This window comes from Frigoribacterium sp. SL97, from assembly GCF_026625765.1.
Classification (GTDB): Bacteria; Actinomycetota; Actinomycetes; order Actinomycetales; family Microbacteriaceae; genus Frigoribacterium.
The window spans coordinates 1,719,861-1,745,907 of sequence record NZ_CP113062.1 but is presented as its reverse complement, the minus strand read 5'-3'; the positions used below and the strand labels follow the sequence as shown (position 1 = coordinate 1,745,907).

At 67.1% G+C, this 26,047-nt stretch carries 31 protein-coding genes and 1 pseudogene; 19 read left to right on the top strand and 13 right to left on the bottom strand.

Translation table 11 applies throughout. From position 1 onward, the window contains the following. Positions 1-32: 32 nt before the first annotated feature. The 4 genes and pseudogenes from OVA02_RS08315 to OVA02_RS08300 form a co-directional block, all read right to left on the bottom strand. Positions 33-557 (bottom strand): DUF427 domain-containing protein, encoded by a 525-nt coding sequence (locus tag OVA02_RS08315; protein WP_056044950.1) that lies wholly within the window; start codon positions 555-557, stop codon positions 33-35. A gap of 140 nt (positions 558-697) precedes the next feature. Beyond that, positions 698-1,108 (bottom strand): annotated as a pseudogene (locus OVA02_RS08310) (GNAT family N-acetyltransferase); the annotation flags it as partial. A gap of 32 nt (positions 1,109-1,140) precedes the next feature. Continuing rightward, positions 1,141-1,638, bottom strand: a complete 498-nt coding sequence (locus OVA02_RS08305; RefSeq protein WP_056044948.1) for a helix-turn-helix transcriptional regulator — start codon at positions 1,636-1,638, stop codon at positions 1,141-1,143. A 200-nt stretch (positions 1,639-1,838) separates the two neighbouring features. Then, positions 1,839-2,057: a hypothetical protein gene (locus tag OVA02_RS08300; RefSeq protein WP_056044946.1), complete on the bottom strand. Its 219-nt coding sequence runs from the start codon at positions 2,055-2,057 to the stop codon at positions 1,839-1,841. 96 nt (positions 2,058-2,153) lie between these two features. Between OVA02_RS08300 and OVA02_RS08295 the strand changes: the two genes are divergently transcribed. From OVA02_RS08295 to OVA02_RS08265, 7 genes are all read left to right on the top strand, one after another. Next, positions 2,154-2,957 (top strand): DUF3885 domain-containing protein, encoded by an 804-nt coding sequence (locus OVA02_RS08295; RefSeq protein WP_157485300.1) that lies wholly within the window; start codon positions 2,154-2,156, stop codon positions 2,955-2,957. Between the two features lie 77 nt (positions 2,958-3,034). Next, positions 3,035-3,688 carry a DUF2625 family protein gene (locus tag OVA02_RS08290; protein WP_162234597.1) on the top strand — a complete coding sequence of 218 codons (654 nt, stop codon included), beginning with the start codon at positions 3,035-3,037 and terminating at the stop codon, positions 3,686-3,688. A gap of 450 nt (positions 3,689-4,138) precedes the next feature. Then, a complete protein-coding gene (locus OVA02_RS08285) occupies positions 4,139-4,828 on the top strand; it encodes a hypothetical protein (RefSeq protein WP_157485298.1) in 690 nt (229 codons plus the stop codon). Positions 4,829-5,190: 362 nt separating this feature from the next. Further along, on the top strand, positions 5,191-5,742 hold the full coding sequence (locus OVA02_RS08280; protein WP_267659628.1) for a phosphoribosyltransferase family protein: 552 nt from the start codon (positions 5,191-5,193) through the stop codon (positions 5,740-5,742). Between the two features lie 656 nt (positions 5,743-6,398). Continuing rightward, positions 6,399-6,566 (top strand): hypothetical protein, encoded by a 168-nt coding sequence (locus OVA02_RS08275; RefSeq protein WP_267659627.1) that lies wholly within the window; start codon positions 6,399-6,401, stop codon positions 6,564-6,566. Positions 6,567-6,718: 152 nt separating this feature from the next. Continuing rightward, on the top strand, positions 6,719-6,976 hold the full coding sequence (locus OVA02_RS08270) for a hypothetical protein (RefSeq protein ID WP_157485296.1): 258 nt from the start codon (positions 6,719-6,721) through the stop codon (positions 6,974-6,976). Positions 6,977-7,064: 88 nt separating this feature from the next. Then, positions 7,065-7,253 (top strand): hypothetical protein, encoded by a 189-nt coding sequence (locus OVA02_RS08265; RefSeq protein WP_056044937.1) that lies wholly within the window; start codon positions 7,065-7,067, stop codon positions 7,251-7,253. 558 nt (positions 7,254-7,811) lie between these two features. Here OVA02_RS08265 and OVA02_RS08260 read toward each other — a convergent pair. After that, on the bottom strand, positions 7,812-8,114 hold the full coding sequence (locus OVA02_RS08260) for a hypothetical protein (RefSeq protein ID WP_056044933.1): 303 nt from the start codon (positions 8,112-8,114) through the stop codon (positions 7,812-7,814). 875 nt (positions 8,115-8,989) lie between these two features. On the opposite strand from OVA02_RS08260, the gene OVA02_RS08255 reads away from it, so the two are divergent. Beyond that, entirely contained in the window at positions 8,990-9,490 is a 501-nt protein-coding gene (locus OVA02_RS08255) for a GNAT family N-acetyltransferase (RefSeq protein WP_056044931.1), read from the top strand. 978 nt (positions 9,491-10,468) lie between these two features. Here OVA02_RS08255 and OVA02_RS08250 read toward each other — a convergent pair. After that, positions 10,469-11,227, bottom strand: coding sequence for a hypothetical protein (locus OVA02_RS08250; protein WP_157485292.1), 759 nt, complete (start codon positions 11,225-11,227; stop codon positions 10,469-10,471). Positions 11,228-11,890: 663 nt separating this feature from the next. Here OVA02_RS08250 and OVA02_RS08245 point away from each other — a divergent pair. Beyond that, the gene (locus tag OVA02_RS08245; RefSeq protein ID WP_157485290.1) at positions 11,891-12,187 is read left to right on the top strand and encodes a hypothetical protein; all 297 of its coding nucleotides are present in this window, start codon (positions 11,891-11,893) and stop codon (positions 12,185-12,187) included. Positions 12,188-12,198: 11 nt separating this feature from the next. Further along, positions 12,199-12,435 (top strand): hypothetical protein, encoded by a 237-nt coding sequence (locus tag OVA02_RS08240; RefSeq protein ID WP_157485288.1) that lies wholly within the window; start codon positions 12,199-12,201, stop codon positions 12,433-12,435. Positions 12,436-12,516: 81 nt separating this feature from the next. Here the strand turns inward: OVA02_RS08240 and OVA02_RS08235 are convergent, their stop codons facing one another. After that, positions 12,517-12,672, bottom strand: a complete 156-nt coding sequence (locus tag OVA02_RS08235) for a hypothetical protein (RefSeq protein WP_267659626.1) — start codon at positions 12,670-12,672, stop codon at positions 12,517-12,519. A 75-nt stretch (positions 12,673-12,747) separates the two neighbouring features. Here OVA02_RS08235 and OVA02_RS08230 point away from each other — a divergent pair, with 75 nt between their 5' ends. The 3 genes from OVA02_RS08230 to OVA02_RS08220 all read left to right on the top strand — a co-directional run bounded on the left by OVA02_RS08230 (position 12,748) and on the right by OVA02_RS08220 (position 14,519). Further along, positions 12,748-13,137 carry a hypothetical protein gene (locus tag OVA02_RS08230; RefSeq protein ID WP_267659625.1) on the top strand — a complete coding sequence of 130 codons (390 nt, stop codon included), beginning with the start codon at positions 12,748-12,750 and terminating at the stop codon, positions 13,135-13,137. Positions 13,138-13,522: 385 nt separating this feature from the next. Continuing rightward, positions 13,523-13,978 (top strand): hypothetical protein, encoded by a 456-nt coding sequence (locus OVA02_RS08225; protein WP_157485286.1) that lies wholly within the window; start codon positions 13,523-13,525, stop codon positions 13,976-13,978. 220 nt (positions 13,979-14,198) lie between these two features. After that, positions 14,199-14,519: a hypothetical protein gene (locus OVA02_RS08220; protein ID WP_056044923.1), complete on the top strand. Its 321-nt coding sequence runs from the start codon at positions 14,199-14,201 to the stop codon at positions 14,517-14,519. A 113-nt stretch (positions 14,520-14,632) separates the two neighbouring features. Here the strand turns inward: OVA02_RS08220 and OVA02_RS08215 are convergent, their stop codons facing one another. Continuing rightward, entirely contained in the window at positions 14,633-14,821 is a 189-nt protein-coding gene (locus OVA02_RS08215) for a hypothetical protein (protein ID WP_056044921.1), read from the bottom strand. A gap of 161 nt (positions 14,822-14,982) precedes the next feature. On the opposite strand from OVA02_RS08215, the gene OVA02_RS08210 reads away from it, so the two are divergent. Continuing rightward, complete coding sequence (locus tag OVA02_RS08210) at positions 14,983-16,164, top strand: IS30 family transposase (RefSeq protein WP_420709654.1); 1,182 nt, start codon at positions 14,983-14,985, stop codon at positions 16,162-16,164. A 56-nt stretch (positions 16,165-16,220) separates the two neighbouring features. Here the strand turns inward: OVA02_RS08210 and OVA02_RS08205 are convergent, their stop codons facing one another. Both OVA02_RS08205 and OVA02_RS08200 read right to left on the bottom strand, forming a co-directional pair. Further along, positions 16,221-16,598: a hypothetical protein gene (locus OVA02_RS08205; RefSeq protein ID WP_056044749.1), complete on the bottom strand. Its 378-nt coding sequence runs from the start codon at positions 16,596-16,598 to the stop codon at positions 16,221-16,223. Continuing rightward, entirely contained in the window at positions 16,595-17,164 is a 570-nt protein-coding gene (locus tag OVA02_RS08200; RefSeq protein ID WP_056044752.1) for a recombinase family protein, read from the bottom strand. The genes OVA02_RS08205 and OVA02_RS08200 overlap by 4 nt, the downstream gene beginning before the upstream one ends. Positions 17,165-17,360: 196 nt before the next feature. On the opposite strand from OVA02_RS08200, the gene OVA02_RS08195 reads away from it, so the two are divergent. Beyond that, positions 17,361-17,825 carry a DIP1984 family protein gene (locus OVA02_RS08195; protein WP_267659624.1) on the top strand — a complete coding sequence of 155 codons (465 nt, stop codon included), beginning with the start codon at positions 17,361-17,363 and terminating at the stop codon, positions 17,823-17,825. Between the two features lie 291 nt (positions 17,826-18,116). Further along, complete coding sequence (tmk, locus tag OVA02_RS08190) at positions 18,117-18,773, top strand: dTMP kinase (RefSeq protein WP_267659623.1); 657 nt, start codon at positions 18,117-18,119, stop codon at positions 18,771-18,773. A 75-nt stretch (positions 18,774-18,848) separates the two neighbouring features. On the opposite strand, the gene OVA02_RS08185 is transcribed toward tmk, so the two are convergent. After that, positions 18,849-19,148 carry a helix-turn-helix transcriptional regulator gene (locus OVA02_RS08185; RefSeq protein WP_267659622.1) on the bottom strand — a complete coding sequence of 100 codons (300 nt, stop codon included), beginning with the start codon at positions 19,146-19,148 and terminating at the stop codon, positions 18,849-18,851. 78 nt (positions 19,149-19,226) lie between these two features. Here OVA02_RS08185 and map point away from each other — a divergent pair, with 78 nt between their 5' ends. Then, entirely contained in the window at positions 19,227-20,003 is a 777-nt protein-coding gene (gene map / locus OVA02_RS08180; RefSeq protein ID WP_159825165.1) for a type I methionyl aminopeptidase, read from the top strand. Between the two features lie 19 nt (positions 20,004-20,022). On the opposite strand, the gene OVA02_RS08175 is transcribed toward map, so the two are convergent. Together OVA02_RS08175 and OVA02_RS08170 are read right to left on the bottom strand one after the other, a co-directional pair. Continuing rightward, complete coding sequence (locus OVA02_RS08175) at positions 20,023-23,538, bottom strand: TM0106 family RecB-like putative nuclease (protein WP_267659621.1); 3,516 nt, start codon at positions 23,536-23,538, stop codon at positions 20,023-20,025. A 76-nt stretch (positions 23,539-23,614) separates the two neighbouring features. After that, complete coding sequence (locus OVA02_RS08170; protein WP_056044888.1) at positions 23,615-24,232, bottom strand: helix-turn-helix domain-containing protein; 618 nt, start codon at positions 24,230-24,232, stop codon at positions 23,615-23,617. 80 nt (positions 24,233-24,312) lie between these two features. Between OVA02_RS08170 and OVA02_RS08165 the strand changes: the two genes are divergently transcribed. Next, entirely contained in the window at positions 24,313-25,332 is a 1,020-nt protein-coding gene (locus tag OVA02_RS08165) for an NAD(P)/FAD-dependent oxidoreductase (protein WP_267659620.1), read from the top strand. Continuing rightward, entirely contained in the window at positions 25,329-26,036 is a 708-nt protein-coding gene (locus tag OVA02_RS08160; RefSeq protein WP_267659619.1) for a class I SAM-dependent methyltransferase, read from the top strand. Before OVA02_RS08165 ends, OVA02_RS08160 begins: the two co-directional genes overlap by 4 nt. The last annotated feature ends 11 nt before the right edge of the window (positions 26,037-26,047 follow it).

Sequence of the window (26,047 nt, the reverse complement as noted above, 5' to 3'; positions counted from 1 at the left end):
CGTCCAGTCTCCTCCTGTCGGGGCCCTCGTCCCTACCAGCCCATCGTGCCCGGTGCGCCCTTGAACGGACCGACCAGGTTCGCGGTGATCCAGCCGCCGTAGAAGTCGCCCTCCTGCGCCTGGACCACCTCGCCGTCGATCTCGCAGGAGTCCATGGCGCCCGGGTACAGCGCGACGTGGTGGACGAGGGACTCGTAGCCGGGCCAGGGCTCGGCGTAGGACCAGCCGGCGCGGCGCGCGACGACTCCCCCGCCGGTCACGTCGAGGTAGCCGGCCTGGCCCTTGAACTCGCAGAGGCTGCGTCCCTCGGCGCGCGACAGGGCTCCTGCGGCGAAGTCCGAGCGGGGCAGGTAGTAGACGGGCGGGTGGCTCGTCTCGAGCACGCGGATCGCGGCCGTCGTGTCGGCCACCACGACTCCGCCGAGACGGACGACGACGCGCTCGGTGCGGGGCTCGACGCGCGGCGGGCGGGGGTAGTCCCACACGGACTCCTGCCCGGGACCGGGCTCGACGCGGACGGGGTGGGACGGACGGGAGGGGCGGCGGAAGGCGGGCATGGCCTCATGATGCGCCGCGGGGCTGGGACGCCGCACCGGGTCGCCCGAGAGCGCACGGACCTGCCGTCGGGCGACCGATCGCGATGGCCGGACGAGCCCCGACTCCACCACGAGGCTGATCCCCGACGGCCGATCCGCACCTACCCCCGCTGGACGATCGACTGACGGCCGCCCTCGTGCCGCTGTGCCATGGGAGCGACGACGGCTTCCCAGAGGATCTCGTCGTCGACGACCGTCGACGTGGGTACGAGCCCGAGCCGACGGGCCACCCGAGCTGACGCCTCGTGGTCGGGGTGGACGTAGGCCTGAAGGCGCCCGACACCCAGCGAGGTCAGCCACGTCACGACGACTGTCGCCGCCTCCCCGGCGAGACCGCGACCCTGTTCCGAGGCCGTGACCAGCCACGCGAGATCAGCGACGAGGTCAGCGCCCTCGCGGGTGAGCGTCGCCTGGACGAATCCGACGGCCGGCCCACCGCCAGCAGATCGGATGATCCAGTTCAGCCACCCGGCACGTCCCTCTTCGGACTGACCCGTCGACTGACGGCGGTAACGCGCTTCGAGTTCCCATCGACACGCGGTGGCTACCCGCTCGTCGCCTCATCCGTGGCGGCACGGGAGAGGGGATAGGCGCGGTCCAGGCGGGGGCTGAGGACGACGAGGAACAAGAACATCGACAGCAACCACCCGGCGATCCAGTAGGCGGGAATCGAGAAGATCACGACGTTCGGCGCGACGTCGGTGGCGACTGCGACGACCACGGTGATCGTGAAGAGCACGCCCACGCCGTAGTACAGGGCTCGGAAGCCCTCCTCGACCCGGCCTCGCCGATCCTGCTGGCGAGTCGTCCGCTCGTCGAGAGCGGTGACCGAGCGGCCGTAGTCGTCCTCGGTGACGGTGACGAAGAGGTCACGGACTGGTACGCCGAAGGCCTTCGCCACCCGCGACAGCGTGTCGAGGCTCCCGTCATTGCCCGCCTCGAGCCTCTGGACGGTGCGGACGGTCACGCCGCTCGCGTCTGCGAGGCGTTCCTGGGTCCAACCCATCTGGGTCCGGAGATCGACGATCCGTGTCTCGTTCATGCACCTCACACTAAGAACGACCAGCCCCGAGGTCCACGACACGGACCCGACAAACAGCCGACACCCTCACGACAGAACACCTCGGGGCCCCAGTCCCGATCATCACCTCCACCGCAGCAGACCTCGGTCTCAGATGGGGTCCGATGAACGACCGTCCATCCGGACGGCTGGCCGCCCGGTCAGAGCTGCACGTGAGCCAGTCAGCTGTCGAGCGCAAGGACCCAGAGGGCCAGTACGACACCGGTCACTACGAGCAACCCGATTCCGGACCAGAACCACGGAGCGCTCGGACCGCGTTCCGCCCTGGCCCCCGCGATGCCGTCTCGGCGAACGGCCATCACACAGGCGCGTCCGATCAGCCCGAGTCCCCCGAGGGCGACGATCACGAGCCCCGACCAGGTCCACCACGAGAACTGCATGTGATGAGGATGGCCCAGACGACCAACTCCTGTGCGCGGGCCACTTACCGGCAGCCACCTCGCCGACCGCGTGCCGCCCCATGGAAGGATCGCCCCGTGACCGACACCGACTCGACGCCACCGCTCACGCTGACACCCGGCGGGTCCCCTCGAGCGCAGGCCCTCCTCGACCGGTGGAATGTCCAATGGCAGGGCGTGCTGCCCTGGCGGTGGGCACCCCGAGAAGCGCGGCCGGAGGCATGGGTGCGCTTCCACACGCTGACAGAGGGCAGGCAACAGATTCGTCACCGTCGTGATGCCCGGGCGGTCCGCCGTCGCTTCCGACGAATCGTCCGCGCTGTCGAGCAACTGACGGATCTGCCCGCCATGGTGATCGTGTTTGCCGACGACCCTCGGCCCGGGCCCTTGCGCGATCGGGCGCTGTCAGTTCTTCCCCACCTCGAATCATGGGTCACCGACCCGCCCATGGATTTCGGGACCGACGTGGACTGGCAAGACTCCGACCGGGATGAGGACGGGGAAGACGAGGACGGGAAGGAGTGGCCGCTGCCGACGCACTCGTTCACGACAGGCCCAGTCGAGGATCGCCTCCTCGACGCCTTGGTCATGCTCGTCCACGAACAAGACGACGACCTCATCCTCTTGGCCGAGGACCTGAGCTGGGCGATCAGTGCTTACGACGGCGGCGTCGACGTCGTCTTGTGCGACCCAGACGACGCTGCGACCCTCGCCGATTGGCTTGCACCCTGGCTTCCTCCCAGCGACTGGCCGGGCGCATACTCATGGAGCCGAAGCGCGACAACGCGCGAGATGCGTCAAGGCTTGGGTGTCGTCGACTTCGACGACGAAGACGGGAACGAGCAAGAGGGCCATGTCGGAGAGGACACGACGCCGACGTGACCGGTAGGTCACCCTTGTGCGGGCAGAAGCTCCCGCCCCGACGGCGAGAAGACCCGACGGTGGACCACAATCGAGGCATGGTCGATACTCGAGGTGACGCGTGGTCCGAGTTGTCGAGACTCATCGCCACCTCGCCCCTGAATGTGATGGTGTGCCCACCACACGACGCCTCAGCCACCGCGGCGACACTGGGACTTGGCACAGGCTCTTTTCTCGGCGCGTTCGCTCGCAACACTTCTGGCGTCATCGTGGACGACGGGTGGCTGCGCCTCCTCGGAGGTAGTTCCAGCGCCGATGGCCTGCCTGGTCTCGACCAGGCCAGTGCCGCCACCACGGGGCTGCTGGTGATTGCGATCGACGTATTGGGCGGCGTCTTCGCCCTGGACGGGGGTGCCCTCGGCACAGGCAACGGCTCCGTCCACCACTTCTCGGTCGACTCATTGAGTTGGGAGGACCTCGAGTTGGGCCACGCGGCCTTTGTGACCAGGATGCTCGCTGGTGCGACCACGAGCTTCTACGAGTCCCTCCGGTGGCCGGGGTGGCAGGCCGACATCGCCACACTGCAGCCGAGGCAAGGCTTGTCTCTCTACCCTTATCCGTTCACGGCAGAGGGAAAGGACGTCAGCAGCGCCAGCAAGCGGGCCGTGCCCATGGCGGAGTTGCTCGCCGTGCACAACGACATCGCCACTCAGTTCGGAACCGATCGCGGCGTCCAAGCGACGTGGCCCTGAATCGTCCCCACCGTGCCGGAAACCGATCATCCATCGGGCACACGACGGCCCCGTGCTTGCCCGGCAAAGCAACTAAGACTGCACGAACCAAGCGACCATGCAAACCAGCCCCACAACAGCGATAGAGACCGTGAGCACAGCAGAGCGGATGCGACGCTCTTTCGACATCGCCTTGCCACCACTGACATGAGCGGCCGTGACCACGTTCATCCCAACGGCGATTACAACGCATACGAGCCCGATCGCAAGGAGGAGGCCTGCGGGTGCCATGGCACTCATCTTGCCCTCCTACCTCGCGTGACCTCGCGTGTCCGTCCTCGTTCCATCTGCTTCTAGCTCACCTCATCGGCGCATAGCCCGGCAGGCGATCCCCTTTTGAGACTCCGCCACGATACGGGTAGCCGGCTTTGTTCCTTGGCGTGGCTCCCTCGACATGGCATGGTCGCGACCATGGAGATCATCGACGACGTTGAGCGGGCCGCGTGGCTGGGGCGCCGAATGCAACGGGAGCACAGCTGGGCACGGGTCGGTGGGGTCGCCGGATACGACTTCGAGGCCTACGCGCGCATCCTCCACCCCCGACCAACCGGGAATGGCGCCTGGGAACGCCGCCGCTGGGCTGACGTCGCGTCCGCCGCCGGCAAGGTCATGCACCCGCTCGTGCAATGGGAACGACTGCTCGGCCACGACGAACCTCGCGGTGGGACAAGTGACGTCGGGTTCCTCGACCCTCAGATCCTCGCCGCCCTTGCGCCGCTGCTCGGCGCCGCGACCACCACGCCCGACGACGCCGTTGCCGCGTACTGGGCAGGCGGCTCGGGCCACGGCCTCAGGGCCGGTGCGACAGCGTTCATCGACCGCTACGACTACGTCCTCGCCCAGACGAGCACGGCAGAGCTCGCCGAACCCGGCTGGGGCCGGGCAATAGGTCACCGCTCCGATGAGCCGCTGCAGCTGCTCTGGCCCGAGGACCACGCCTGGGTGCTCGCCACCGAGATCGACTGGGACTCCACGATCGTCGCCGGCTCAAAAGCGCTCGTCGATGCGGTCCTCACCGAGGGCCGTTTCGAGGCCTACCCCGTCGACCAGGACTCCGACCTCTCCTGGGACGGCGACACCATCAACCGACCCGCGACCTAAGACCCACAGAGCGATCCCCTATCGGATTACCCGACGGGCATTCTGCGGCTGCTCATCTCTGCGCCTGCCATTCTCAGCAGGTGCTGGGCAGTGTTGCCATCGTGTCGTTGGGCTTTTTCGTGTGGTCCATTGTTCGAATGGTTCAAGTTCGCAGGTCCCGAGCAGCCGGCCAAACGCCAGACAAGAAGTTCGTTCAAGACAGCAGGATCGTCCTAGCCCTGTCTGCCCTGGCGGTGATCGCAACGTTTTTCGTCGGCATGGTGTTGCTGCCTCGTTCTCAAAGTCGACTCTCGTTACAGCCACCGATCATCTCTCGGGACGGCTCGAGCGAGGTCGCCACAGCTCACTGGCATGATCGTTGTGTGCATGCCGAACCCCCTGTCATTGAGCGACTCAAGCACGCTTTCTTGTGGCGAGGTGATCGAACAGACTCTGTTTCTCGGGCCGATGTCACGCGGTGGTGGCGCGATGCCGACACGCTCAACGAACTGGGGCCAGGTCTGGCACAGCTCTTCCCTGACGCTTCACCGACCGTCGTCATGGGGACCGAATCAAGAGGCAGTCTGCTCGGGGTCCTCACTGCACAGCACCTTCACACCGGCTTCGCCGAGGTGCGAAAGAATCCTGAAAGAGCAGCGGACAGCGACGCCTGGTGGGAGACCGTCACGGGCCCCGACTACCAAGATCGGAACCTCCACCTCGGAGTGCGCCGGGCCCTTCTGAAAGCCGGCGACAGGGTGCTCTTCGTCGACGACTGGATCGCGACGGGGGCACAGGCCCAAGCCTGCCACCGCCTGGTCAAGATGAGCGGCGCGTCGTGGGTCGGGGCAGCGATTGTCGTAGACGGCCTCGAAAGGACATCTCTTCGTCGATCCCTCACGCTTCGTTCACTGCTATCGGTTCGGGACCTCTAGCCCGGCCTCGTCCGGCCCGTAAAACGATCCCCTGTCGGGCAAATGACCTCAAGGTTCGGGCGCACAACGTCGACAGCCAATCCCGGCATGCCGCCAAACGGCGTTGGCTCCGCCATCATGGGCGGAGCCAACTCCCTCAACGTAGAGCCCATGCCGAAGCAACTGATGACCTATCCAACTGAGGTCGTCCGATGCTACAGACACCTATTCCAGGTAGACGACGTACCGAAAGGCGCGTCGCCGGCGCCACGAACATCGTGTCCGGCTTCATCTTGCGCCGGCAGGTCTGGCGCAAAAAGAAACCCGATGCCGACCGCTGACCGATCCCCTATCGGACACGCTCTGGAGTCGAGTCATCGAGGATGCGAGGCAAATTCGAGGGTGCTAACGCGGCCGGTGGCCACGCCGGCGCTAGGGTCAGGGCATGAACGACGCCGACCGCGAATTGCTCCGCCGTGCTGAGGCGGAGGTGGCAGCGCTCCCCCACCGTCACTCCCTCGCTGACTCGTCTGCCTGGTCGGAAGGCGGCCGCGACGGCCGAGTCCGAGCCGACCGGTCGGGCTCGATTGCTCGCCCCGCTGACCCTCATCGTCTGCTTCGTCACGGCCTGCGCCGAGGGTTCGTGGCTCTGGTTCTCCGCCGCAGAGTGGACCTCAATGGTCTGGTTCGCCGTGCCATTCCTGCTGGTCGCCTCGATTGTGCTCGCGCTCATCGCCGGCGCGCTAGGCGGCCGCACTGGCCGATGGGCCGGCGTCTGTGGTGGCATCGCGATCGTACCGCCCGTGTGTTTCGTGGTGTCGCTTCCCCTGGCGCTTTTCACGTAGGCCGCTGCGGCTTGCGCCGCGGCAGCCCGTCGGCCTCCCGGTAGCCGACCGTCTATCGGGCACCGACCGGTGTGACGAAAAGGTCAGACGGGATGCAAATTCGGTTGGCTGAGAGAGGGTTGCATCTAAGAACGCCCCAGAAGGAGACGACCATGAGCCTGACGATTCTCGAAGATCGAAAGATTTGGGGGTTCATACCTCGTGAGATCACATACCTGGGTGCGACCGCGGCCGGCCTCTGCACCGGATTGCTCGTCTTCGCTGCGTTGGTCACGGGCATGTGGATCTTCTGGCTCGGCGTAGGGGCAGGCGCCATCTCCGGCGCCATGCTCCTCAAGGTCACTTTTTACCTGCGAGCCCTCCCTTACGAGGCCTACGAAGATCCAACCCCACCAGAGGTATCCAACTAAGCAACGCGGCCGGTGGCCGATCCCCTATCGGGCGGCGAACGCGAACGCGCGGCCAAGCCGTTGACAGCCCTGCACTACGGTTCAAATCATGGAGACTGTTCCGCTCGTCATCACCATCATCGGCGCTCTCGTCGTCGTGGCGGGTTTCGCCTACGCCTCGAAGCTCAGGAAACGGGGAAGGGTCCAAGTAGGGAGCCGCTCCTTCCTCACCATGACGATCATGATCGGATTGGGGACCGGAATTCTCGTAGCTGGCGTCGGCGCCGCGCTGAGCTGACTCGCAAGCGCCCAAGCCGATGGTCGATCCCCCAATCGGGCATCTAATTCAGGGACGAGCACCTTTGAGGAGCCGGATAACGCCCACCCCGACTGCACCGGCGCCGCTGATCCACAGCAGTCCGACAAGAGCCCAGCCCGGGAGTCCTACCCGGCCCATCGGCTCACCGAGGTCGTGACTCGTGAACCTCATGAAGAGGCCGATGCCGATGAAGAAAAGGCCCAAGCAGATGGCGATGATTGCTTCCTCATACGGCGTTGCCTGCGGCGCCTTTGACACACATCCTCCTCGTTCGTGAGCCAGAGCCTAACCGGGCTCGTTTCCGGACGCGCGATTCCTAGGGGTGACGTGGGAACCATAGATCATCATCGACCAGGCATTGGACCGACTCTCACTTCGAGTCAGTAAGCGGTCGGTCACCGATCACCGGTGGAGGCTAGCCGCTCACCCGCAGCTACAGGGCGCCGGGTGTCTCGAGAAGTCAATCCGACACTGATCTCGATGGCCGATCCCCTCACGGGCAGCCCATCACGGGCGAGGGATAGACGGCTCTCGTCACTACGGGCCGTATATCAAGGTGATGATCACGGAGCTCAGCACGATTTCGGCCACACCACTGCAAGCTGCAATGGCGGCCCAGATAGAACGAGCGCCCGAGCCGAGCGACTTGCTTAACAACGCGCTTAAGAAGCCCGCAAAGCTGAAAACTACGACAGCGAAGAGAAAGACCGTGCCGTCCGACTGGCCGCGAAAGAAACTGACACCGTTGAGACCGGACACGGGCACCAGTAGAAAAGCCAGAAACGAGAGAGAGATGAAGGCGACAGTCAGCCAAGGAATCGCACGCTTCGTCTCGGTCATGGGGTCACGCTAATGCTGCCGCTTTCGCAATCATTGGGACAGTCGCGTCCGCCCTCGTCGTCAAAGTGCAGCCCCTGATCCATGGCACCGCTGAGGGATCGCCTACCGGGCAGAGGACTTGTGCACCGGTGAAAAGCAGCCGCAGGCCCGCCTTGACCGTCCACACCGCATCCTGAAAGGTAGATCGATGACTCCTACGATGAAAGACATCCTGCTGGCAGTGATCGTCGGTGTCGCTTTCCTGCTGATTGCACTCGGGCTCCAGCTGTCGATGCCCACTCTTGCTTTCCTCCCGGTGGCCACCTTCCTAATCTTTCTCACTGCCCGCCTCGTTCGCAGACACAGGGCAACAAGCGGCAGGGGGTAGACGCTGCCGTGTTGGACAGACAAACAGCAAGGGCGTACCGCTCGACTGCCAGCCAGAGTCTCCGTCCCCATCCACCCAGAAACCGATCCTCTAGTGACACAGAGTCAGACGTGCTGCGCGAAGCAATCGAAGGGCAGGGTTCGTTCACGGCCCTCGATGGTGGTCATCGTCCAGCGGCGCATTTTCCTTGGGCTTGTCCTCGACGACAGTGATGCCGGGATTCCAGCCGTGCCCCGTCCACCAATTGCGAAGCGCAATTCCCAACGAGCAACCTATGGGCCCTGATGCAAGGACCATGAAAGGTCCCTCAAGCCAGAAAAGCAAGACGACGCCGATTAGGACCCCCAAGCCGCAAGGAAGATAGATCCTCCCGGGCGACGTGGGCTTCATGGCCTCAACGTATCGGCCGCGTGACTGGCAGCGTCGGCATCGTGCCAGCTATGTCGCCATGATCGATCGTCTATCGGGCAGTGCACGTTTGTTCCGCGCGGCACGAAATGATGGTGGCATGTCCACCCCCGAGCAACTCGTGCCGACCGTCCGTCGTGCGGATCCCACCGGAAGTGACGCAGCGCAGGTAGGAAAGCTCGTCGCCGACTACCTCATCCAGACCGAGCGGGAAAAGGCCGAGCACCTAGACGGCGCCCACGGTCCGACGCCATTGCCTGAGAAGTACCGCCATGAGGTCGACGAGCCTTGCTCCGCGTATGCCTCTGCCGACGTGTACGTGGCTGAGTTGCAGGGCCACCTAGTCGGCGTCGCTGTGGTCCTTGGCGACCAGGACGCGGACGAACTGAAGAGAGTGTGGGTCGATCCAGCTGCTCGCGGAACTGGCGCAGGATCCGCACTCCTCAACGCAGCGCTGACACGTGACGAGCAGCGCCCGCTCCGGCTGACAGTGTGGAGGTGGCGCGATGACGCGATCAGGCTCTACTCCCGACGCGGCTTTCAAGCCGTTGCCTCATGGGACCCGCGTCCTGACCTGATCTGCATGGAACGACGAACCTGACCCGACCTCGCAAGCATTCCAGGCACGGATCGCCTAACGGGACACCGCTCCCACGCCTCATGGTTGGATCGGCCTATGCCGCAGGGAAAGCCATCAGAACCGCGAACCGAGAAGCAAAATATCGGGACGATGGTCTTCGGTCTGGGGCTCGGGGCTTTTGGCGCGGCCTGGCTCATCTTCAACCCCGATTGGTCGGACATCACGTTTCGAGGTTTACCGGTCTGGTTGGTCGGCCTATTGCTCATTGGGCCTTCGTGCGTTCTGTTCGTGATTGGACTACGGGGCTTCCTTGCCAACAAGCCGTAGTTGCGGCGATGTTCACACCTGGATAGCTCGAAGGAGTCACGCACAGACCCCTGAGTAATGGCTTAGCCGAGGCCAGCGGTAGGGGGATCGTCTATCGGGCACCACGGTCGTTTCCGGCGCGCGACCGCGGTCACTGACGGATGTCGTCCTGAGCGACGAAGGAACCTTTTGGGGGTCGACCGTGAACAGGTACAGACGCATGCTCGCTTGGATTCTTGGACCCGTTGCCATCTTGTTCCTCGCCTTTACGATTTTCGCCGCCGCCACGGGCTTCGTCTCGTGGTTGCCCCCTCTAATCGCGACGATCTGCCTAATCGGCGGTGGCACGGTCATTTGGATCAATCTCGGCAAAGCGCCCCGGTAGCGAGTCCTACCGGTCTGCTGATCGATCGGCTAACGGGCGGACGCGGGTTAGTAGCTAATGGCGCAGTCGGTGAATCCGGTCATGCCAAGGAAAGCCGCGCAACAGGCGATCGAGTGGACGGAGGCGGACGGGTTCAGGCCGGTGCTCGGACTGGGGAGGATCGCCACGATGATCGACGTCGTTCACCGAGTCGGCGGGCCTTAGCGCTCTCGCGTCAGCCTCGGAAAACCACCCGCGTTCCTCTAACATGACGACCTCCGTCGGTTCCGAGAAGCATCCCAGCGGAATGCTTCGCAGTCAACGATCGTCTAGTGAGACGGGTGCACGGTCTTAGCAGCGGGGCCAAGCACGTAAGGGAGAAAGTGCAGCTGACGGGGACGCAGCCGATGCACCCCGTCCCGGTACGAGCCGCCGACGACAGCGCCGCCAACGTCCAGTAGGTCACACGTACGCCACGTGCTGCGAACGGTCCCACCTCTGACCACGAACTGCGTCACAACGCGGAGCGCCTCGACCAGACCGTCATCGCCGTCACCGCCCAGATCCCACCAGCCGAAGTCCTTACCGCTGACGACGACCGAGTCGTCCTTGATCACCAGGACCTCGAAAGGCAGGGCCCCGTGCCGGCGCGGGGTCACGGTCAGGACACGGTCGAACTCGGCCTGAACGGTCGAGACTTTGACGTCACCAGCCTCCCCGACAGTCGCGATGACCCGAGCAACGAACCCGTCGAGACTGCCAGGCTCGAGGCGTTCGGTCAAAAGATGGTCCGCAAGCAGGAACCAGGCCTCCGCAAAGTCAGCCTCGTCCCAACCGAGCTCCCACCGCCGGGCTGGCACTCTTGAGGTCGGGGCGATGTCGATCACCAGCCCGTCAGCCGCGACGACCGAGAACGGGCCCACGTGAAGCATCGGCGGTGTCGAACTGCCTGACCCGAGGGATTTTGACCGGACGGCGCTACCGAACTCTTCACGGGCGCGAGTGGCGAAGACGTCGAACCGCTTGGTGACGTCATCGGGGACCGGTGCCATGCGATCATCCTGCGGCATCAAGACCCAGCCGGCCATCAATTCAGGCTCATGCCGAGTCAGTAGCCGGTTCCCTATCGGGCGCCGTTCACGAGTGCGTTTTAGCGATCGACCAGGTGCGCCATTCGGGGCGGTCCTAGTCGAAGGACGAGCGACTCCGAGAACCAGTGCATCCAGACCGCTTCGACATCCTGGGCAGTGACGACGCCGGCCATGAGAAGCATGCGAACCAGATCAACCGCCTCCATCTCGTACTCATCCAACGGAGCGCCTTCGGGCGAACCAGGCTCGAGACCGTACGGATCTACATCGCTGAGAACAGCCAAGACACCAGCGAGAGTCGTCTTGTAGGTAGCTGTCCTCGCTCTCACACCTCAATGATGCCTGGGGCGGCCTCGACCGCTGACCGATCCCCTAAAGGGCATTAGCGTTCTGCTATGACGCCTGTGGTTTTCGTCCTAGTTGCAATTGGCTTCGCCGGATTCGGGTCGGCTGTCATCTACGAACAGGTTCAGCACCGCAAGACGGGCGGAAGACCCTTCGAGGGACGCAAAGCCATTGTCTTCCCGTGGATCGTCACTTCTTGGCTAGTCTTCGGCGTCGGATTCGTCATCCTCGTCGTAAACGAGAACTAAAGACCTGCCCGCCGACCGTCAACCGAGCGGCTATCGGGCATCTCCGGCGACGTCCTAGCCTGGTCGAATGACCAACCACAGCGCACCGGCCACGGGACGCCGGTCTGTCTGGACAGTAGAACATCTCTACACGGCGACCGTCTCTAGCTATGAAGAGGTCGAATTCCCTCGCGTGTTCGGTGTCTACTCGACAGAAGAACGAGCGAACGAGGCCCGCGAGAGGGCCCGGCTCCAGCTCGGCTTTGACGGCCGCCTCGGGCCGGTGGACGCCCAGGAGGAGCTCACGGTGTACCGGTACGGCCTCGACGACGTCGCATGGCGTGGAGGCTTCTTCTCTTATGACGCTGAGGGCCGAGAGGGATGAAGGTCTACTCCGTGACACACCTCCGCCCCCGAGGGCAGAACACCGAGTGGCCATTGGTCAACCTCAAACAGATCGGCTACTTCACCTCCGAGAATGAGGCACGACGCGCAATCAGGAGCCTCCGCCTCGATCCCGGCTTCCGCCGGTTCCTCGACCAGTTCCGCATCGACATCGTCGAAGTGGACGTCGACCTGTACGAGAAGGGCTTCAACCACGAGGACGACCGAGGACTTGTGCCGGTCGACTGACGCCACTACAGGGATCGCCCGATGGTCGATCCCCTATCAGGCAGTCAGAAACGATCGTTCATGGAGCAAGCAGAAACATGCTCATCCATAAACCTGCTTGACCGACAATTTTCGTATGTCGATTAATTCTTGGGGCGAGTCGCTTGGGCCTGTCTTCTGATCGGTCTTGCCACCGGAGTCGCTGTACTCGGTCGAGCCATTGATGTCCATGGCTGGCGACACGATGTCGTGGTGCATGATTGCCAACTAGGCCACAAGCCAAGGGGAGTCATGTCTCGACGCGTTCGACTTATCGTTGCCCTGCTTGCCCTCGTGGCAAGCACCTTCGGACTGAGCGCGTGCAGTAGGGACACCTTCGAAGAGCGATTTGCCTCACAACTGCTCATTGCGAGTGACATTGGTCTCGACGACTCCGACTCCGTTGCTGCAGTTTCCGGCACGGGAGGCGGCCCAACGCCAACAACACTGAAGTACTTCCTCGAAGGAACGGACGTGGGAGAAGAAGTAGCTCAGGGCCTCACCGATGCCGGGTTCACGGCAGACGACTCTCTCAACCAGGTCTGGGAACGAGAAAAGGGCGGCTTGCACCAATTAGTCGTTCTAACTCCCTACTCTTCCGACGAATCCTTCGCGATCGAAAGAGGGACGTCAGATGAGCGCTACGTAGCAAGCGACGACGGTATCCGCGTCACTATCGCGTAAGCCGTTCTGGGGGCAGCAGCCCCCATCCCAGCTTCCGTAGGGACAACGGGGAACTCGACCTCTGACTTCTGGGCGCGTCCGGAAGCTGATCCCCTATCGGGCGGCGCTCGGCGTCCAGGCCACCAAGTCAACGATCTACGGTCGCAGCTTCAGCCCGCAACCACTGCGAGCTGACAACGAGAACGTAGGAGAGCCCTCGGACGAGGCCAACCACCGATCGGTTATCGGGCACAAGAAACGAGTTTCCACCACACCCGAACGAAAACGATGCAATATCGTCCAGCGGAACGCCGCTCACGACGAGTCATGCAGTCCCGGACACTGAACCGACGAAAGTGTGCGCGCACACCGAAGCCACTCACAATCCGGCTGACAAGGAGCCAAAGTGAAAGCAAAGAGCTGCATCACGCTCGTCGTCGCAGGCCTGGCGCTGATTCAGACCGGATGCGCTTCGAGCGAGGCTCGCCAGATGGCGGCCATCGACAGCCGCTTCGAGCAGCTCGACCTCGGCAGTCTTGGCGAGGCCAGTTGCGATTATCGGTTTCAGCCAGGACCCTTTGACCAAACGGGCAACGAGTTCAGCAGACATATCGCCCTGAGAGACGAGAACCTCATTCCTGGAGCGACATCAGTCCTAGAAGACCAGGGGTTCACGGTCGCCAACCAAAACCATGGTCAATTTGGTGAAGTTATCCGATTCGACGGACCAGACGGAATGACCGCCGGCGTCACCACTATTCGAGCCGAGTTCGAGGGCCAAAAAATGCCCTATGACGGCTTGAAAGATTGCGATGTTCCTGCCGAAGGCCTGACGGTGGTGTCGTTGCGCCTTCCCAAGTGACCCACCTATCGCGATCGCACACCCCTCCTTTGACGGGCGCTCTGCCGTATCGACATGCCTACGGCCCCCGCTACTAGAAGGAGGTCGGCTCGCTACACAACCGTCTGTTATGAACTGCAAGGGGCAGCTGCCAGGTCTGGGCTGTCTCGTGAACCGATCCTCAATCGGGCAGACCAAGTCTTGCGACCTAGCTGCCACCGATTCAGAGAAATGATGGGTCATGTCCTACGACGACGGCACCCAGTCTCGCCTTCAGCAGCGACGGGTCCCTCGCATCGCTGCTGCGCTTCTCGCGGCAGCTTTCGTACTCCTCGTCTTGCTCCCTCTGCTGCCTAGTCCCTACGTCTCGGGCGGCGCGCGACTCGCGTTGTTCCTTCTGCCCCTCCCTCCCCTCCTGGCTTTCGGGGGCACACTTGCCGCACTTCTCGACCAAAAGGTCGGCGTGAACAGCAAGGTCGTGTGGGCTGTGGGCTCAGCCCTCTTCGGGCTCGTCTGCGTGCCGGCACTCTTCGTGCTCGTCACCCTCATAGCGGGGCCTTGAAGAATGGGCTCTCTGCCCAGCGTGATCCCCGGTTGACCTAGCGGCCGCTGGCCGATCGGCTATCGGGACAGGGCCCGTAGCCGCTGCAGATCGGCCCTTCACCCCAGTGGCGGTTAGCGTCGCATCTCAGCCATGGCTCGGACATTGAAGTAAAGGCCGATCGCAATCAGCCCCACACCTAGGAATGCGAGGGGGTTAGGCAGCGCCTCAAACGCCTTCAGGATGAATAGCGTCGCCCCGAGGAGATAGAAGATCGAGGCCACGCCCATGAGCTTTCGCCAGTGAGGCATCTTGGAGGGCATCAGTTGATCCATATCGATCGCAAGGGAGAAGCTCGGGCACTGAGGAGGTCGGTTCGGGACACAACCCTTCGCAAGATACCGCCAAGGGCAGGTGCCGTCCGAAGAGGTATCCTTGGGTTCAGGTGGTCGTTGCAACACCACCGTGAATCGGAGTGCTGCAGATGGGATCGAGGCTGGAACAACGTGCCCGGGAGGCTTGGTTCTGGGAGCTACTCGGACAGGGCTTGAGCAGGCCGGCTGCTTGCGATGCTGTCGGCGTGCATCCGCGTCAGGGCTACCGATGGTTCAAAGCCGCTCAAGGGAAGAATCCGTTCGAGCGCGCCGCCCGGTCGGGCCGGTACTTGAGCGAGGAGGAACGGCTCAAGATCGCTGACCTCCACCTCGGCGGCGCAGGCGTCCGCCGGATCGCGGCCGAGCTCGGTCGGGCGCCCTCGACGATCAGTAGGGAGCTCACCCGGAACAGCTCACGCGGCGGCGCTTACCGCCCCTACGCCGCCCAGAAGCGATCCCGGGAACGGGCGCGGCGCCCGAAGCCCCGGAAGCTGGACCGGGTCGAGCTTGCCCTGCAGGTCGAGCTTCGGCTGGTGCGGAACTGGTCCCCGGAGCAGATCCGTGATGACCTGGTCAGGTCCTTCCCTGACCGGCCGGAGATGCACGTGTCCCACGAGACGATCTACCAAACCCTGTTCGTCCAGGGGCGCGGGCACCTGCGCGCTGACCTGCATAAACACCTCCGCACCGGCAGGGCGATCCGCCGACACCGGGGCGAGGCCAGGCGGGCGTCGTGGTCGAAGATCCGCGACATGGTCCTGATCAGCGAACGCCCTGCCGAGGTGGAAGACCGCGCCGTTCCCGGGCACTGGGAAGGAGACCTCATCGTCGGCACGAACGCCCGGAGCGCCATCGGAACGTTGGTTGAGCGGACCACCCGTTACGTGATGCTGCTGCACCTGCCAGACGGGCACAGCGCCGACGCCGTCCGCGACGCCATGATCCCCACGATCAAGACCCTGCCCGAACACCTGCGCCGGTCGTTGACCTGGGACCAGGGCACGGAGCTTGCCCGGCACAAAGACATCACCCTCGCCACTGACCTCGCTATCTACTTCTGCGACCCCCACAAGCCCTGGCAGCGCGGCTCGAACGAGAACACCAATCGGCTTCTCCGGCAGTACTTCCCGAAGTCCACCGACCTCACTGTTCACAGCCCGGAACGACTCCTCGAAGTCGCCACAGAACTCAACGGCAGACCCCGCAAAACCCTCGACTTCCGGACACCGGCAGAAGCGTTCCAGGAGCTACTCTCGGACCCGAAACAACCACCCGTTGCAACGACCCCCTGAAACCGCCATCCTCCATCGGCCATCTCGAGGCAGCTGCGTCGAGGATCAAGGCGCCATCAACGAAGAGACGCCGGGAACCGATGCTGCAAGCGCCGGAGAACGCCAAGGGTGGACTCATCGTCCAAGCCCGTGACCGTCTGCCATAAGTAGCCGGCACCGACAATGTCCGAAGCGAACACGATCTCCGTTGCCAGGAGGATGCGGCGCCAATCCGCCGGAGGCAGCGCAGCCTTCTCCTTCAACGCAGCCGACAACCTCTTCTCCTCTTCGAAGAAATCAGCCGTGCTTGCGAACCCCATAGCGACGGCCATCGCATCCGTGAGATCAGCAAGGCCTCCCCATTGCCCGAGACCTTGCCACAACAACTTTCGCTCCTCATCACTGAGCTCGAAGTGGACCGGCTCGGAGGCCGAGCCCTTATCAGACGCGTTCACGACTGCTCCCCTCGTTGAATCGAACGATAGACCGTCGAACGAGCAACCCCGAACAGCTCGGCGATCTCGCTCGTGGTGTGCTCGCCGGTGCGGTGTAGCTGCACGAGGTGCTTCTCCTGCGAGGTGGTCAGCTTGGGCTTCCGGCCGCGGAGCTTGCCGGCAGCCTTCGCGATCGCCATGCCCTCCCGGGTGCGGGCCCGGATCAGGTCGGCCTCGAACTCGGCGACCATGCCGAGGACGTTGAACAGGAGCCGGCCCACTGGGTCGGTGGGGTCGTAGACCGCTCCCCCGAGGTTCAACGCGACACCCTTCTTCGTCAGCTCGTCCGCGATGTCGGTCGCATCACGCAGCGACCGAGCAAGACGGTCGAGCTTCGTGACCACCAGGACGTCGCCGGCCCTGCATGCAGCAAGGGCCTCCCGGAGGCCTGGCCGCGCTCGAGTCGTGCCCGAGAGCCCGTGGTCAACATGCACGTGTTGATCATCAACACCCAGTGCTGCGAGACCGTCGCGTTGTGCTGCGAGATCTTGTCCCGAGGTCGACACACGGGCGTATCCGATGAGCATCCGACGACTGTAGCGTTTAGACCCCCGTCACCGGGCATTTTTGCGGGACAGGCATATGCGAATCCGCAGGCCAGGCGCCATTTGACCTCAGCCGGCCAAACACGGTCGTGAAGAGTGTCCCGATGAACGACCGGCGACCGGGCGCCGGCGACACGCACGACGCGCCGCGCACCCGACCTGCGTAGGATTTCTCATCATGAAGCTCGCCGAAGCCCTCCTGCAACGGTCCGACGCCCAGCGCCGGGTCGACCAGCTGCGTGACCGCGTCACCGCGAACGCCCGCTACCAGGAGGGCGAAGAGCCCACCGAGGACGCCGCCGAGCTGCTGCGCCAGGCGGTCGACACCCTCGCCGTCCTCGAGTCGCTCGTCGTGCGCGTCAACCTCACCAACGCCCGCACGACCCTCGCCGACGGCAGCACGATGACCGCTGCCCTGGCCCGCCGCGAGACCCTGCGCGCCACCCACGCACTGCTCGTGACCGCCTCCGACGCGGCCCGCGGCGCCTCCGGCGGCTACCGCCAGCTCCGCAGCGAGCTACGGATGTTCTCGGCCCTGCCGGTCGCCGAGCTGCGGGACCGTGCCGACGCCGTCGCCAAGGACCTCCGCGAACTCGACGTCGAGATCCAGAAGACCAACTGGGAGGCCGAACTGCAGAACTGAGCTGCGCGGTGAGTCGGTAGACGTCACCGGGGCGAGCACGAACCGAGACCGGCGGTCATCCCGGTCACCCTGCAGGCGCGGAGGGCAGCGCCACGACTCACGTCGTCACCACTCAGCCCCGCACCGATCACCGGTGATCGCGCACCCTGCATCGTTCACCACCGTGTGCTGACCGGAGACGTCGAGGGCGGGATCGGGGACCTCACCGCGCCTCCTGGGGCTGCCTCCGTCGGCAGACGTCCGCATCGCGGTCCGTCCCGCGGCGGGTGCGACGATCGGTAGGCTCGCCGGGTGACGGATCAGGCAGCCCGTGGGGCGTTCATCGTGTTCGAGGGCATCGACGGGTCGGGCAAGTCGACGCAGGCGCGTCTGCTCGCCGCCCGCCTCCAGGACGCGGCCGTGCCGGTGCACCAGACGGCCGAGCCGACGAACGGCCCCGTCGGCACGTTGATCCGCAACGGCTTCAACCGCCGGGTCGACCTGGACGACCGCGTCATCGCGTCGCTCTTCGTCGCCGACCGCCTCGACCACATCACCAACGCCCACGACGGCATGCTCGGCATCGTCGAGCGGGGCACGACCGTCCTCTGCGACCGGTACCACCTGTCGTCACAGGCCTACCAGGCGTCCGACGTGGGCAGCGACTGGATCGCCTCGTCGAACTCCATCAGCACCGACCTGATGCTGCCCGACCTGACGATCTACCTCGACGTCTCGCCCGAGGTCGCCCTCGAGCGCCTCGCCAGCGGACGCACGACCACCGACCGGTTCGAGGTCGACGAGCGGCTCCGGGCAGCCCGCGAACGCTACGCCGAGGCCATCGAGCGGGCCGACGAGGTCGTCGTCACGGTCGACGCCGACCGCTCGACCGACGAACTCGCCGACGCCGTCTGGCACGAGGTGTCGACCCGGCTCGACCTCGGGTCGCTGGCGCGTCCGCAGGGCTGACACCGCGCCTCCTCGGGTGACCGAGCCGTCACGACGGGACGCTCGCCCCGGCACACGAGCGACACCCCGACGGGGTCAGGAGGCGCGGGCCGCGTCGACGACGGACGGTGCGTCGGCTGCTCCCCCGGCTCCGTCGCGCGTGATCTCGGCCCAGACGTCGTCGAGCGACACTTCGACGACGGCGGCGATCGCGGCGATCGTCGAGAAGGCCGGGGTCGCCACGCGACCGGTCTCGATCTTGCGCAGGGTCTCGGGCGACAGCCCGGCGTCCAGGGCGACCTGCAGCATCGGCCGGGAGCCACGGGCCCGCCTCAGCAGCACCCCGAGGCGGCGACCGCGTTCGATCTCGGCGGGCGTGAGCGGCAGACGGACCATGCCCCGAGCGTAGTGCGCCGGAGGCCCGAGTGGGATACCTTTACCGGGATGATCTTCGGCACGAACGGCAGGACACCCATGATCGAGATCTTGAACCCCTCCGAGATCGAACGGGCCCGGGCGACCGGCGCACTCGTCGGCACCATCCTGCAGACGCTGCGCGACCGGGTGACCGTCGGCACGAATCTGCTCGACGTCGACTCGTGGACCCAGACGATGATCGACGAGGCCGGGGCTGTCTCCTGCTACGTCGACTACGCGCCGTCGTTCGGCCGGGGCCCCTTCGGCCACTACGTCTGCACGGCCGTTAACGACGCCGTGCTTCACGGGCTGCCGCACGACCGACGACTCGTCGACGGCGACCTGCTGACGCTCGACCTCGCCGTCGTGCTCGACGGGGTGGCGGCCGACTCGGCGGTGAGCTTCGTCGTGGGCGACTCGCGTCCGGCCGAGAGCGTCCGCCTGATCGAGACGACCGAGCGGGCGCTCGAGGCCGGCATCGCGGCGGCCGGGCCGGGGGCGCGCATCGGCGACCTGTCGCACGCGATCGGCTCGGTGCTGTCGGACGCGGGCTACCCGATCAACGTCGAGTTCGGCGGCCACGGCATCGGCTCGACCATGCACCAGGACCCGCACGTGTCGAACACCGGGCGCCCGGGGCGGGGCTACCGCCTGCGGCCGGGGTTGTTGCTCGCGCTCGAACCGTGGGTGATGACCGACACCGACGAGCTCGTCACGGACGCCGACGGCTGGACGCTGCGCAGCGCGACGGGCTGCCGGACGGCCCACAGCGAGCACACGATCGCCATCACCGAGGACGGCGCCGAGGTGCTGACGCGGCGCCCCGTCCGCTAGCCCGACCGCACGGACCGGCTCAACCCTCGACGGCCGGCTGACCCTGCCCGGTCAGGCGCAGGAACCCGCTCAGCAGCCCGAGCCCCGCGATCGAGGTGGGCAAGCCCGTCGCGAGCAGCGGGGAGTGCACCAGGAACGCCGCCCACTTCGCCCGCGACAAGGCCACGTTCAACCGGTTCGGCATCAGCAGGAAGTCCAGCCCGCGCGGGATGTCGGCGGCACTCGACGCCGCCAGCGAGACGACGGCCACGACGGCCTCCTGCCCCTGGAACAGGTCGACCGTGCCGACGGGCGTCTCGTCGAAGCCGGCCGCGTCGAGGTGCTCGCGCAGCACGGCGCCGTGGGCGTTGTACGGCGCGACGACGATGACGTCGGCCGCGGTCAGGGGCCGGGTGCCGTCGGCGTCCGACCAGTCGAGCCCGACGACCGACCGCACGATCTCGACGACCTCCCGGGCCTCCTCGACCGACGAGGTCGTGTTGCCGACGTGCGTCACCGGTTCGACGTGCAGGCCGGGTGCGACGCCCTCGAGCCGGCGGTCGGAGGCATGGGCGGTCAGTGCCCCGCCGTAGGACAGCTCGCTGACCGGGGCGCACAACGCCGGATGCATGCGCCAGGTGGTCGCGAGGAAGTAGCCGTACTCGGCCGGAAGCACGTCGTGGCCGTCGGCCAACCAGCCGAGGGCCGACTCGTCGACCGGCTCGGGGTGCCTGCCCTGGCTGACCTGCGGCAGCTGCTGCGGGTCGCCGAGCAGCAGCAACCGCGTCGCGGCGACCGAGGCCGCCACGGTCGAGGCGAGCGAGAACTGCCCGGCCTCGTCGACGACCAGCAGGTCGAGGGAGGCGCGGGCCACCTTGTCGGCGTTGGCGAACCCCCAGGCGGTGGCCCCGAACACGGCCCCGACGGCCTGCCCGCCGCCGTCGACCCCGGCACCGCCCGCGCCACCGTCGGCCTCGGCGAGGAACGCGGCCTCACCGCCGGACTTCAGGGCACGCCAGGGCTGCTCGTCGGCCTGCTCGGCGGTCGTGCCCGACTTCGGCACCTTGCCCACGCGCTCGGGATCGACCCCGGCCGTGATCGCCGCCCGCAGGACGTTCTCGACCACGGCGTGCGACTGCCCGACGACCCCGACACGCCAGCCGTGCTCACGCACCAGCCGGGCGACGACCCGCGAACCGACGTAGGTCTTGCCCGTGCCGGGAGGGCCCTGGACGGCGAGGTACGAGCGGTCGAGGTCGAGCAGGGTCTCGACGACGGCCGAGACGGTGTCGTTCCCGACCACGGGTGCGGGCCCGCCACCCGACCGCCGACGCGGCGGCTGCCGCCGCAGCAGGTCGAACGCCGGGTCGGGCAGCATCTCGGGCAGGGCGTCGAGCACGTGCCCACCCCATTCGGCGATCGCCTCGGGCTGCGGAGTGGCCCGGGGAGGCGCGGCGGGCGTCAGCGCGACCGGGAACGCGTCGTGCCGGTCGTCGTCGCCGGTGACGCGCTCGAGCAGCACGACCTCGTGCCGGTCGCCGTTCGGGCCGGCCTCGACCACCGTCGACCCGACGGCACCCCGCAGCCCGGGGCCGAGCGAGGCGACCCCGGGCGGGACGGGGGCGTCGTAGACGGCGTAGGGCGCGCCTCCTTCGCTCAAGCGACTGCCGGGTGCAAGGCGGCCGCGCAGCCGCACCTCGCGGCTGAGCTTGCGGGCCCGGGGCAGCTTCTGCCACTCGCGCTCGACCGACGCCGTCTCGACCACGAACACGTCGCGGGTGTCGGCCCAGTCGTCGACCGGGTCGCGGAGGCGGTCGAAGTGCTCTTGCCAGAACGTCTTGGCCTCGCGGCGGTGGTAGTCGATGGCCGACGCCGCGAGGGCGATGGCCGTCTGGTCGGGGGTGCGGTCGAGCGGGTCGACATCGGCCACGTGCGCCGCGAGGCCGACGGCGACCGGGTTCGGCTCGCGGGGCACGCGGGCGAGTTCGAGCGGGTCGGGCGCGGTCGGGCCGTCGGGGTCGTCGCCCCGGGTGCCGTGCCGGTCGGCCAGCTCGAGCAACCAGTCGCGCAGCCGCAGGGTCGACCGGCAGTCGTACTCGTTGTAGTCGCGGACCTCGTCGAGCATCTGGTCACCCCGCGACGCGTCGCCGGTCGTGCGTTCGGCGATGGCGTCGACGTACATCGTGATGCTGGCGGTGGCCGTCTTGACGTCGCTCTGCCGGAGGTCGTCACCCATGTACAGCGGCTCGAGCTTCTTGAGCGAGTAGCTGTGCGACCCGACGAGCAACGCCTGCCGCACGACCGGGTAGAGGTCGACGAGCACGCCGTCGCGGAGCAGGTCGTCGACCGCGTCCTCGCCGACGCCGTGGCGCGCCGCCAGCGAGAGCAGGTGGCTGCGCTCGTACGAGGCGTAGTGGTACACGTGCAGGTCGGGGAATCGCCGGCGGCGCTCGGCGAGGTAGTCGAGGAAGTCGATCAGCGCCTGCCGCTCGCCCGCGAAGTCATGAGCCCAGAAGGCCCGGAAGGTGCCGTCGGCCTCGACCAGCCCGAAGAGGTAGTCGAGGCCCCAAGCCCGCCCGTCGCCCTCGGTGTAGAGCGGGTCGCCCTCGAAGTCGAAGAAGACGTCGCCGGCGTCGGGCCGCGGGATCGTCCGCAGGGCGTCGGCGTCGACGACCTCGACCGCGGGCGCGCCGGTGTGGTCGCGCTCGGTGGCGAGCTGCACCCGGGCCTGCCCCCGCAGCCGGGCGAGGGCCGTCGCCCCGATGCCGGCGACGGGCCCGTCCGACTCGGCGAGCTCGTCGATCGTGGCGACGCCGGCCAGGTGCAGCCGCTGACGTTGCTCGCCGCGCAGGCCGGCGACGAGCACGAGGTCGCGGTGCTCGTCGACCTGGGCCTGGCAAGCCGTGCAGCGCCCGCAGGCGGTGACGCCCGGGTCACCCCAGGCGAGCGGCCCCTCGGCGGCGAGCCGCTCGGCGAGGGCGGCCCGCAGCCGGTCACGCTGGACCCGGTAGACCGGCAGCACGTCGGCGACGTCGTGCACGCTCTCGCTGCCGTCGCCGAGCACGAGGCGCACGGTGTCGGCCGACGGCAGCCCGAGCGCCCGGATCTGGTCGGTGTAGGCCGCGACCTGCAGCAGGGCGGGGATCTTCGCGTGGCGGGCGAGCTTGGTGTCGTAGACCTCGTAGGTGCCGTCGTCGGTGCGCACCACGAAGTCGCTGAAGCCGATGAACGATCCGTCGAAGAACGTCGCCTGGAAGAGCACGTCGGCCCCGGAGGCCATGGCGAGCCGCGCCTCCTCGGCGGCCGCCGCGTAGCCCGACGGGGCCGGACGGTCGAACTCGACGACGTCACGGGTCGCCCGCAGCGCCTCGAGGTACCGCAGCTCGTGCGCGTCGCCGAGCCGGGCCGTGCGGTCGAGCATGTCGTCGGACGCGTCGGCGACGGCGTCGAACCGGCCGAGCTTCGCGTCGAGCCGTCGGAGGAACGACCACTCGCACGCGGCCCAGGTCGTCAGGTCGGACGGGCTGGTGACCACCCGGTCGTCGTCGAGGTACACGCGGACTCCTTCTGTCGGGACGCGGCCTGGACGCCCGCCCCGAGCCTAGGAGGCGCCACCGACACCCCGGGACGCCTCACGCGGGCGAGCCGGGCGCGGTCCGCAGGTGCAGCCGCTCGCCCTGCCGACCGAACAGGCTGAGCACCTCGACGGCCCGGTCGTCGGCCCGGCCGAACCAGTGCGGCGTGCGCGTGTCGAACTCGGCCGCCTCGCCGGCGGGCAGCACGAGGTCGAGGTCGCCCAGCACGAGCCGGATGCGTCCACGCAACACGTACAGCCAGTCGTAGCCCTCGTGCGTGCGGAGCACGGGTTCGCTTCGAGGCGAGTCCGCAGGAATCACCATCTTGAAGGCCTGGATCGCGCCGCCGCCGCGCGAGAGCGGAACGACCGTCATGCCGTGCTGTTGCCGCGGCGTGAGGTGCACGCGGGGGTCGCCGGTCTCGGGCGCGCCGACGAGGTCGTCGAGCGGCACCCCGTGCTCGCGGGCGAGCGGCAACAGCTGTTCGAGGGTCGGCCGCCGGAGCCCGGACTCGAGCCTAGACAGGGTGCTGACCGAGATGCCGGTCCGCTCCCCCAGTTCGGCGAGGGTCACGCCGCGCCGCGCGCGCAGGGCACGGAGGCGCGGGCCGACCGCGGCGAGGACGTCGTCGGTGCTCGGGGCGTCGGCACCGGGGGCGTTCGTGGGGTGGTCCATGCCGGTCATCTTGCCACTTCGGCAACACAGCTTGCCAGCCCGACGGCCCAGGTCGCAGGATCGGGTCAGGAGGTCACACCATGAACCAGAACACCCACCCGGTCGGCGCCGTCCACGACGTCGTCCACGACGTCGTCGTGATCGGCGGCGGTCCCGCCGGACTCAGCGGCGCCCTGTCGCTCGTCCGCGCCCGCCGCACCGTGCTCGTCGTCGACGACGACCGGCCCCGCAACGCTCCCGCCGAGGGCGTCCACGCGTTCCTCACCCGCGACGGCGTCGCCCCGCGCGAGCTCACCCGCCTCGGTCGCGCCGAGGTCGGGGCGTACGGAGGCGCGATCACGTCGGGCACCGTGACCCGCGTCCGCCGCGACGACGACCCCGTCGCCCCCTTCGTCGTGACCGTCACCGGCAGGGGTGGTGACGCGTCCGAGGTGCGCGCCCGGCGCCTCCTGGTGACGTCCGGCCTCGTCGACGAGCTGCCCGCCGTCGACGGCCTCGCCGAGCGCTGGGGCCGCGACGCCGTGCACTGCCCGTACTGCCACGGCTGGGAGGTGCAGGACCGCGTGATCGGCGTGCTGGCCACGAGCCCGTTCGCGATGCACCAGGCCCTGCTCTTCGGGCAGTGGAGCCGCGAGATCGTCCTGTTCACCAACGCCTCGTTCACCCCCGACGACGAGCAGGCCGAGCAGTTGCGGGCCCGCGGGGTCACCGTGGTCGACGGCCCGGTCGCGCGCCTCCGGGTCGAGGACGACGCCCTCACCGGCGTGACGCTCGACGACGGTCGCACGGTCGACGTCGGCGCCCTGGCCGTCATGGCCCGGGTGCGCTCGCGGGCGGACTTCCTCGCCGCCCTCGGACTCGAGGCGACCGAGCACCCCGCCGGCGTCGGCACCCACCTCGCCACGATCGAGCCGCTCACCGGCCGATCGGCCGTGCCGGGGGTCTGGCTCGCGGGCAACGTCACCGAACCGATGGCGCAGGTCGTCGCGGCGGCCGCAGCGGGCACGATGGCCGGCGCAGCGATCAACATGGACCTGGTGACGGACGAGGTCGCGGCGGCCGTCGCCGCCCTGCGCACCGGGGAGAGGATCGACGCATGAGCGAGGCGGAGCGAGGGCAGCAGCAGCACCACCACGAGCACGAGCAGGAGCGACACGGGAACGGGCACGCCCACCCCGTCTTCGACCGCGACTACTGGGAGGACCGCTACGGGCAGCCAGGCCGCGCCTGGAGCGGACGCCCCAACGCCGCCCTCGTCGCCGAGGTCGCACAGCTGGGCGCCGGTCGCGCACTCTACGTCGGCAGCGGCGAGGGCGGCGACGCCCTCTGGCTCGCCTCGCGGGGCTGGCGGGTGACGGGCGTCGACATCTCGCAGAACGCCCTCGACAAGGCGGCCGCGCTCGCCCGCGAGCAGGAGGACGTCGACCCGGCCCACCTCACCTGGCAGCAGGCGGACCTGACGGAGTGGAGCCCGACCCGCGCCTCCTTCGACCTCGTCACGGCGCACTTCATGCACCTGCCGCCCACCGACCGCGAGCGGCTGTTCCCGGCACTGGCCGACGGCGTGGCACCGGGCGGCACCCTGCTGATCGTCGGCCACGACGTCGACGCCCTGCCGGGCGGCGCCGGGAAGCACGGCGACCCGGGCATGCTCTTCACCGTCGGCGAGGTGGTCGGCAGGCTCTCCCCCGATTCGTGGCGGGTCGACGTCGCCGAGGTGCGCCCGCGTGACATGACGGGCCCCGACGGGGAGGTCTGGCACGTGGCCGACGTGGTCGTCCGCGCCACGCGCCGGGAGGGCTGAGGTCGACGCCG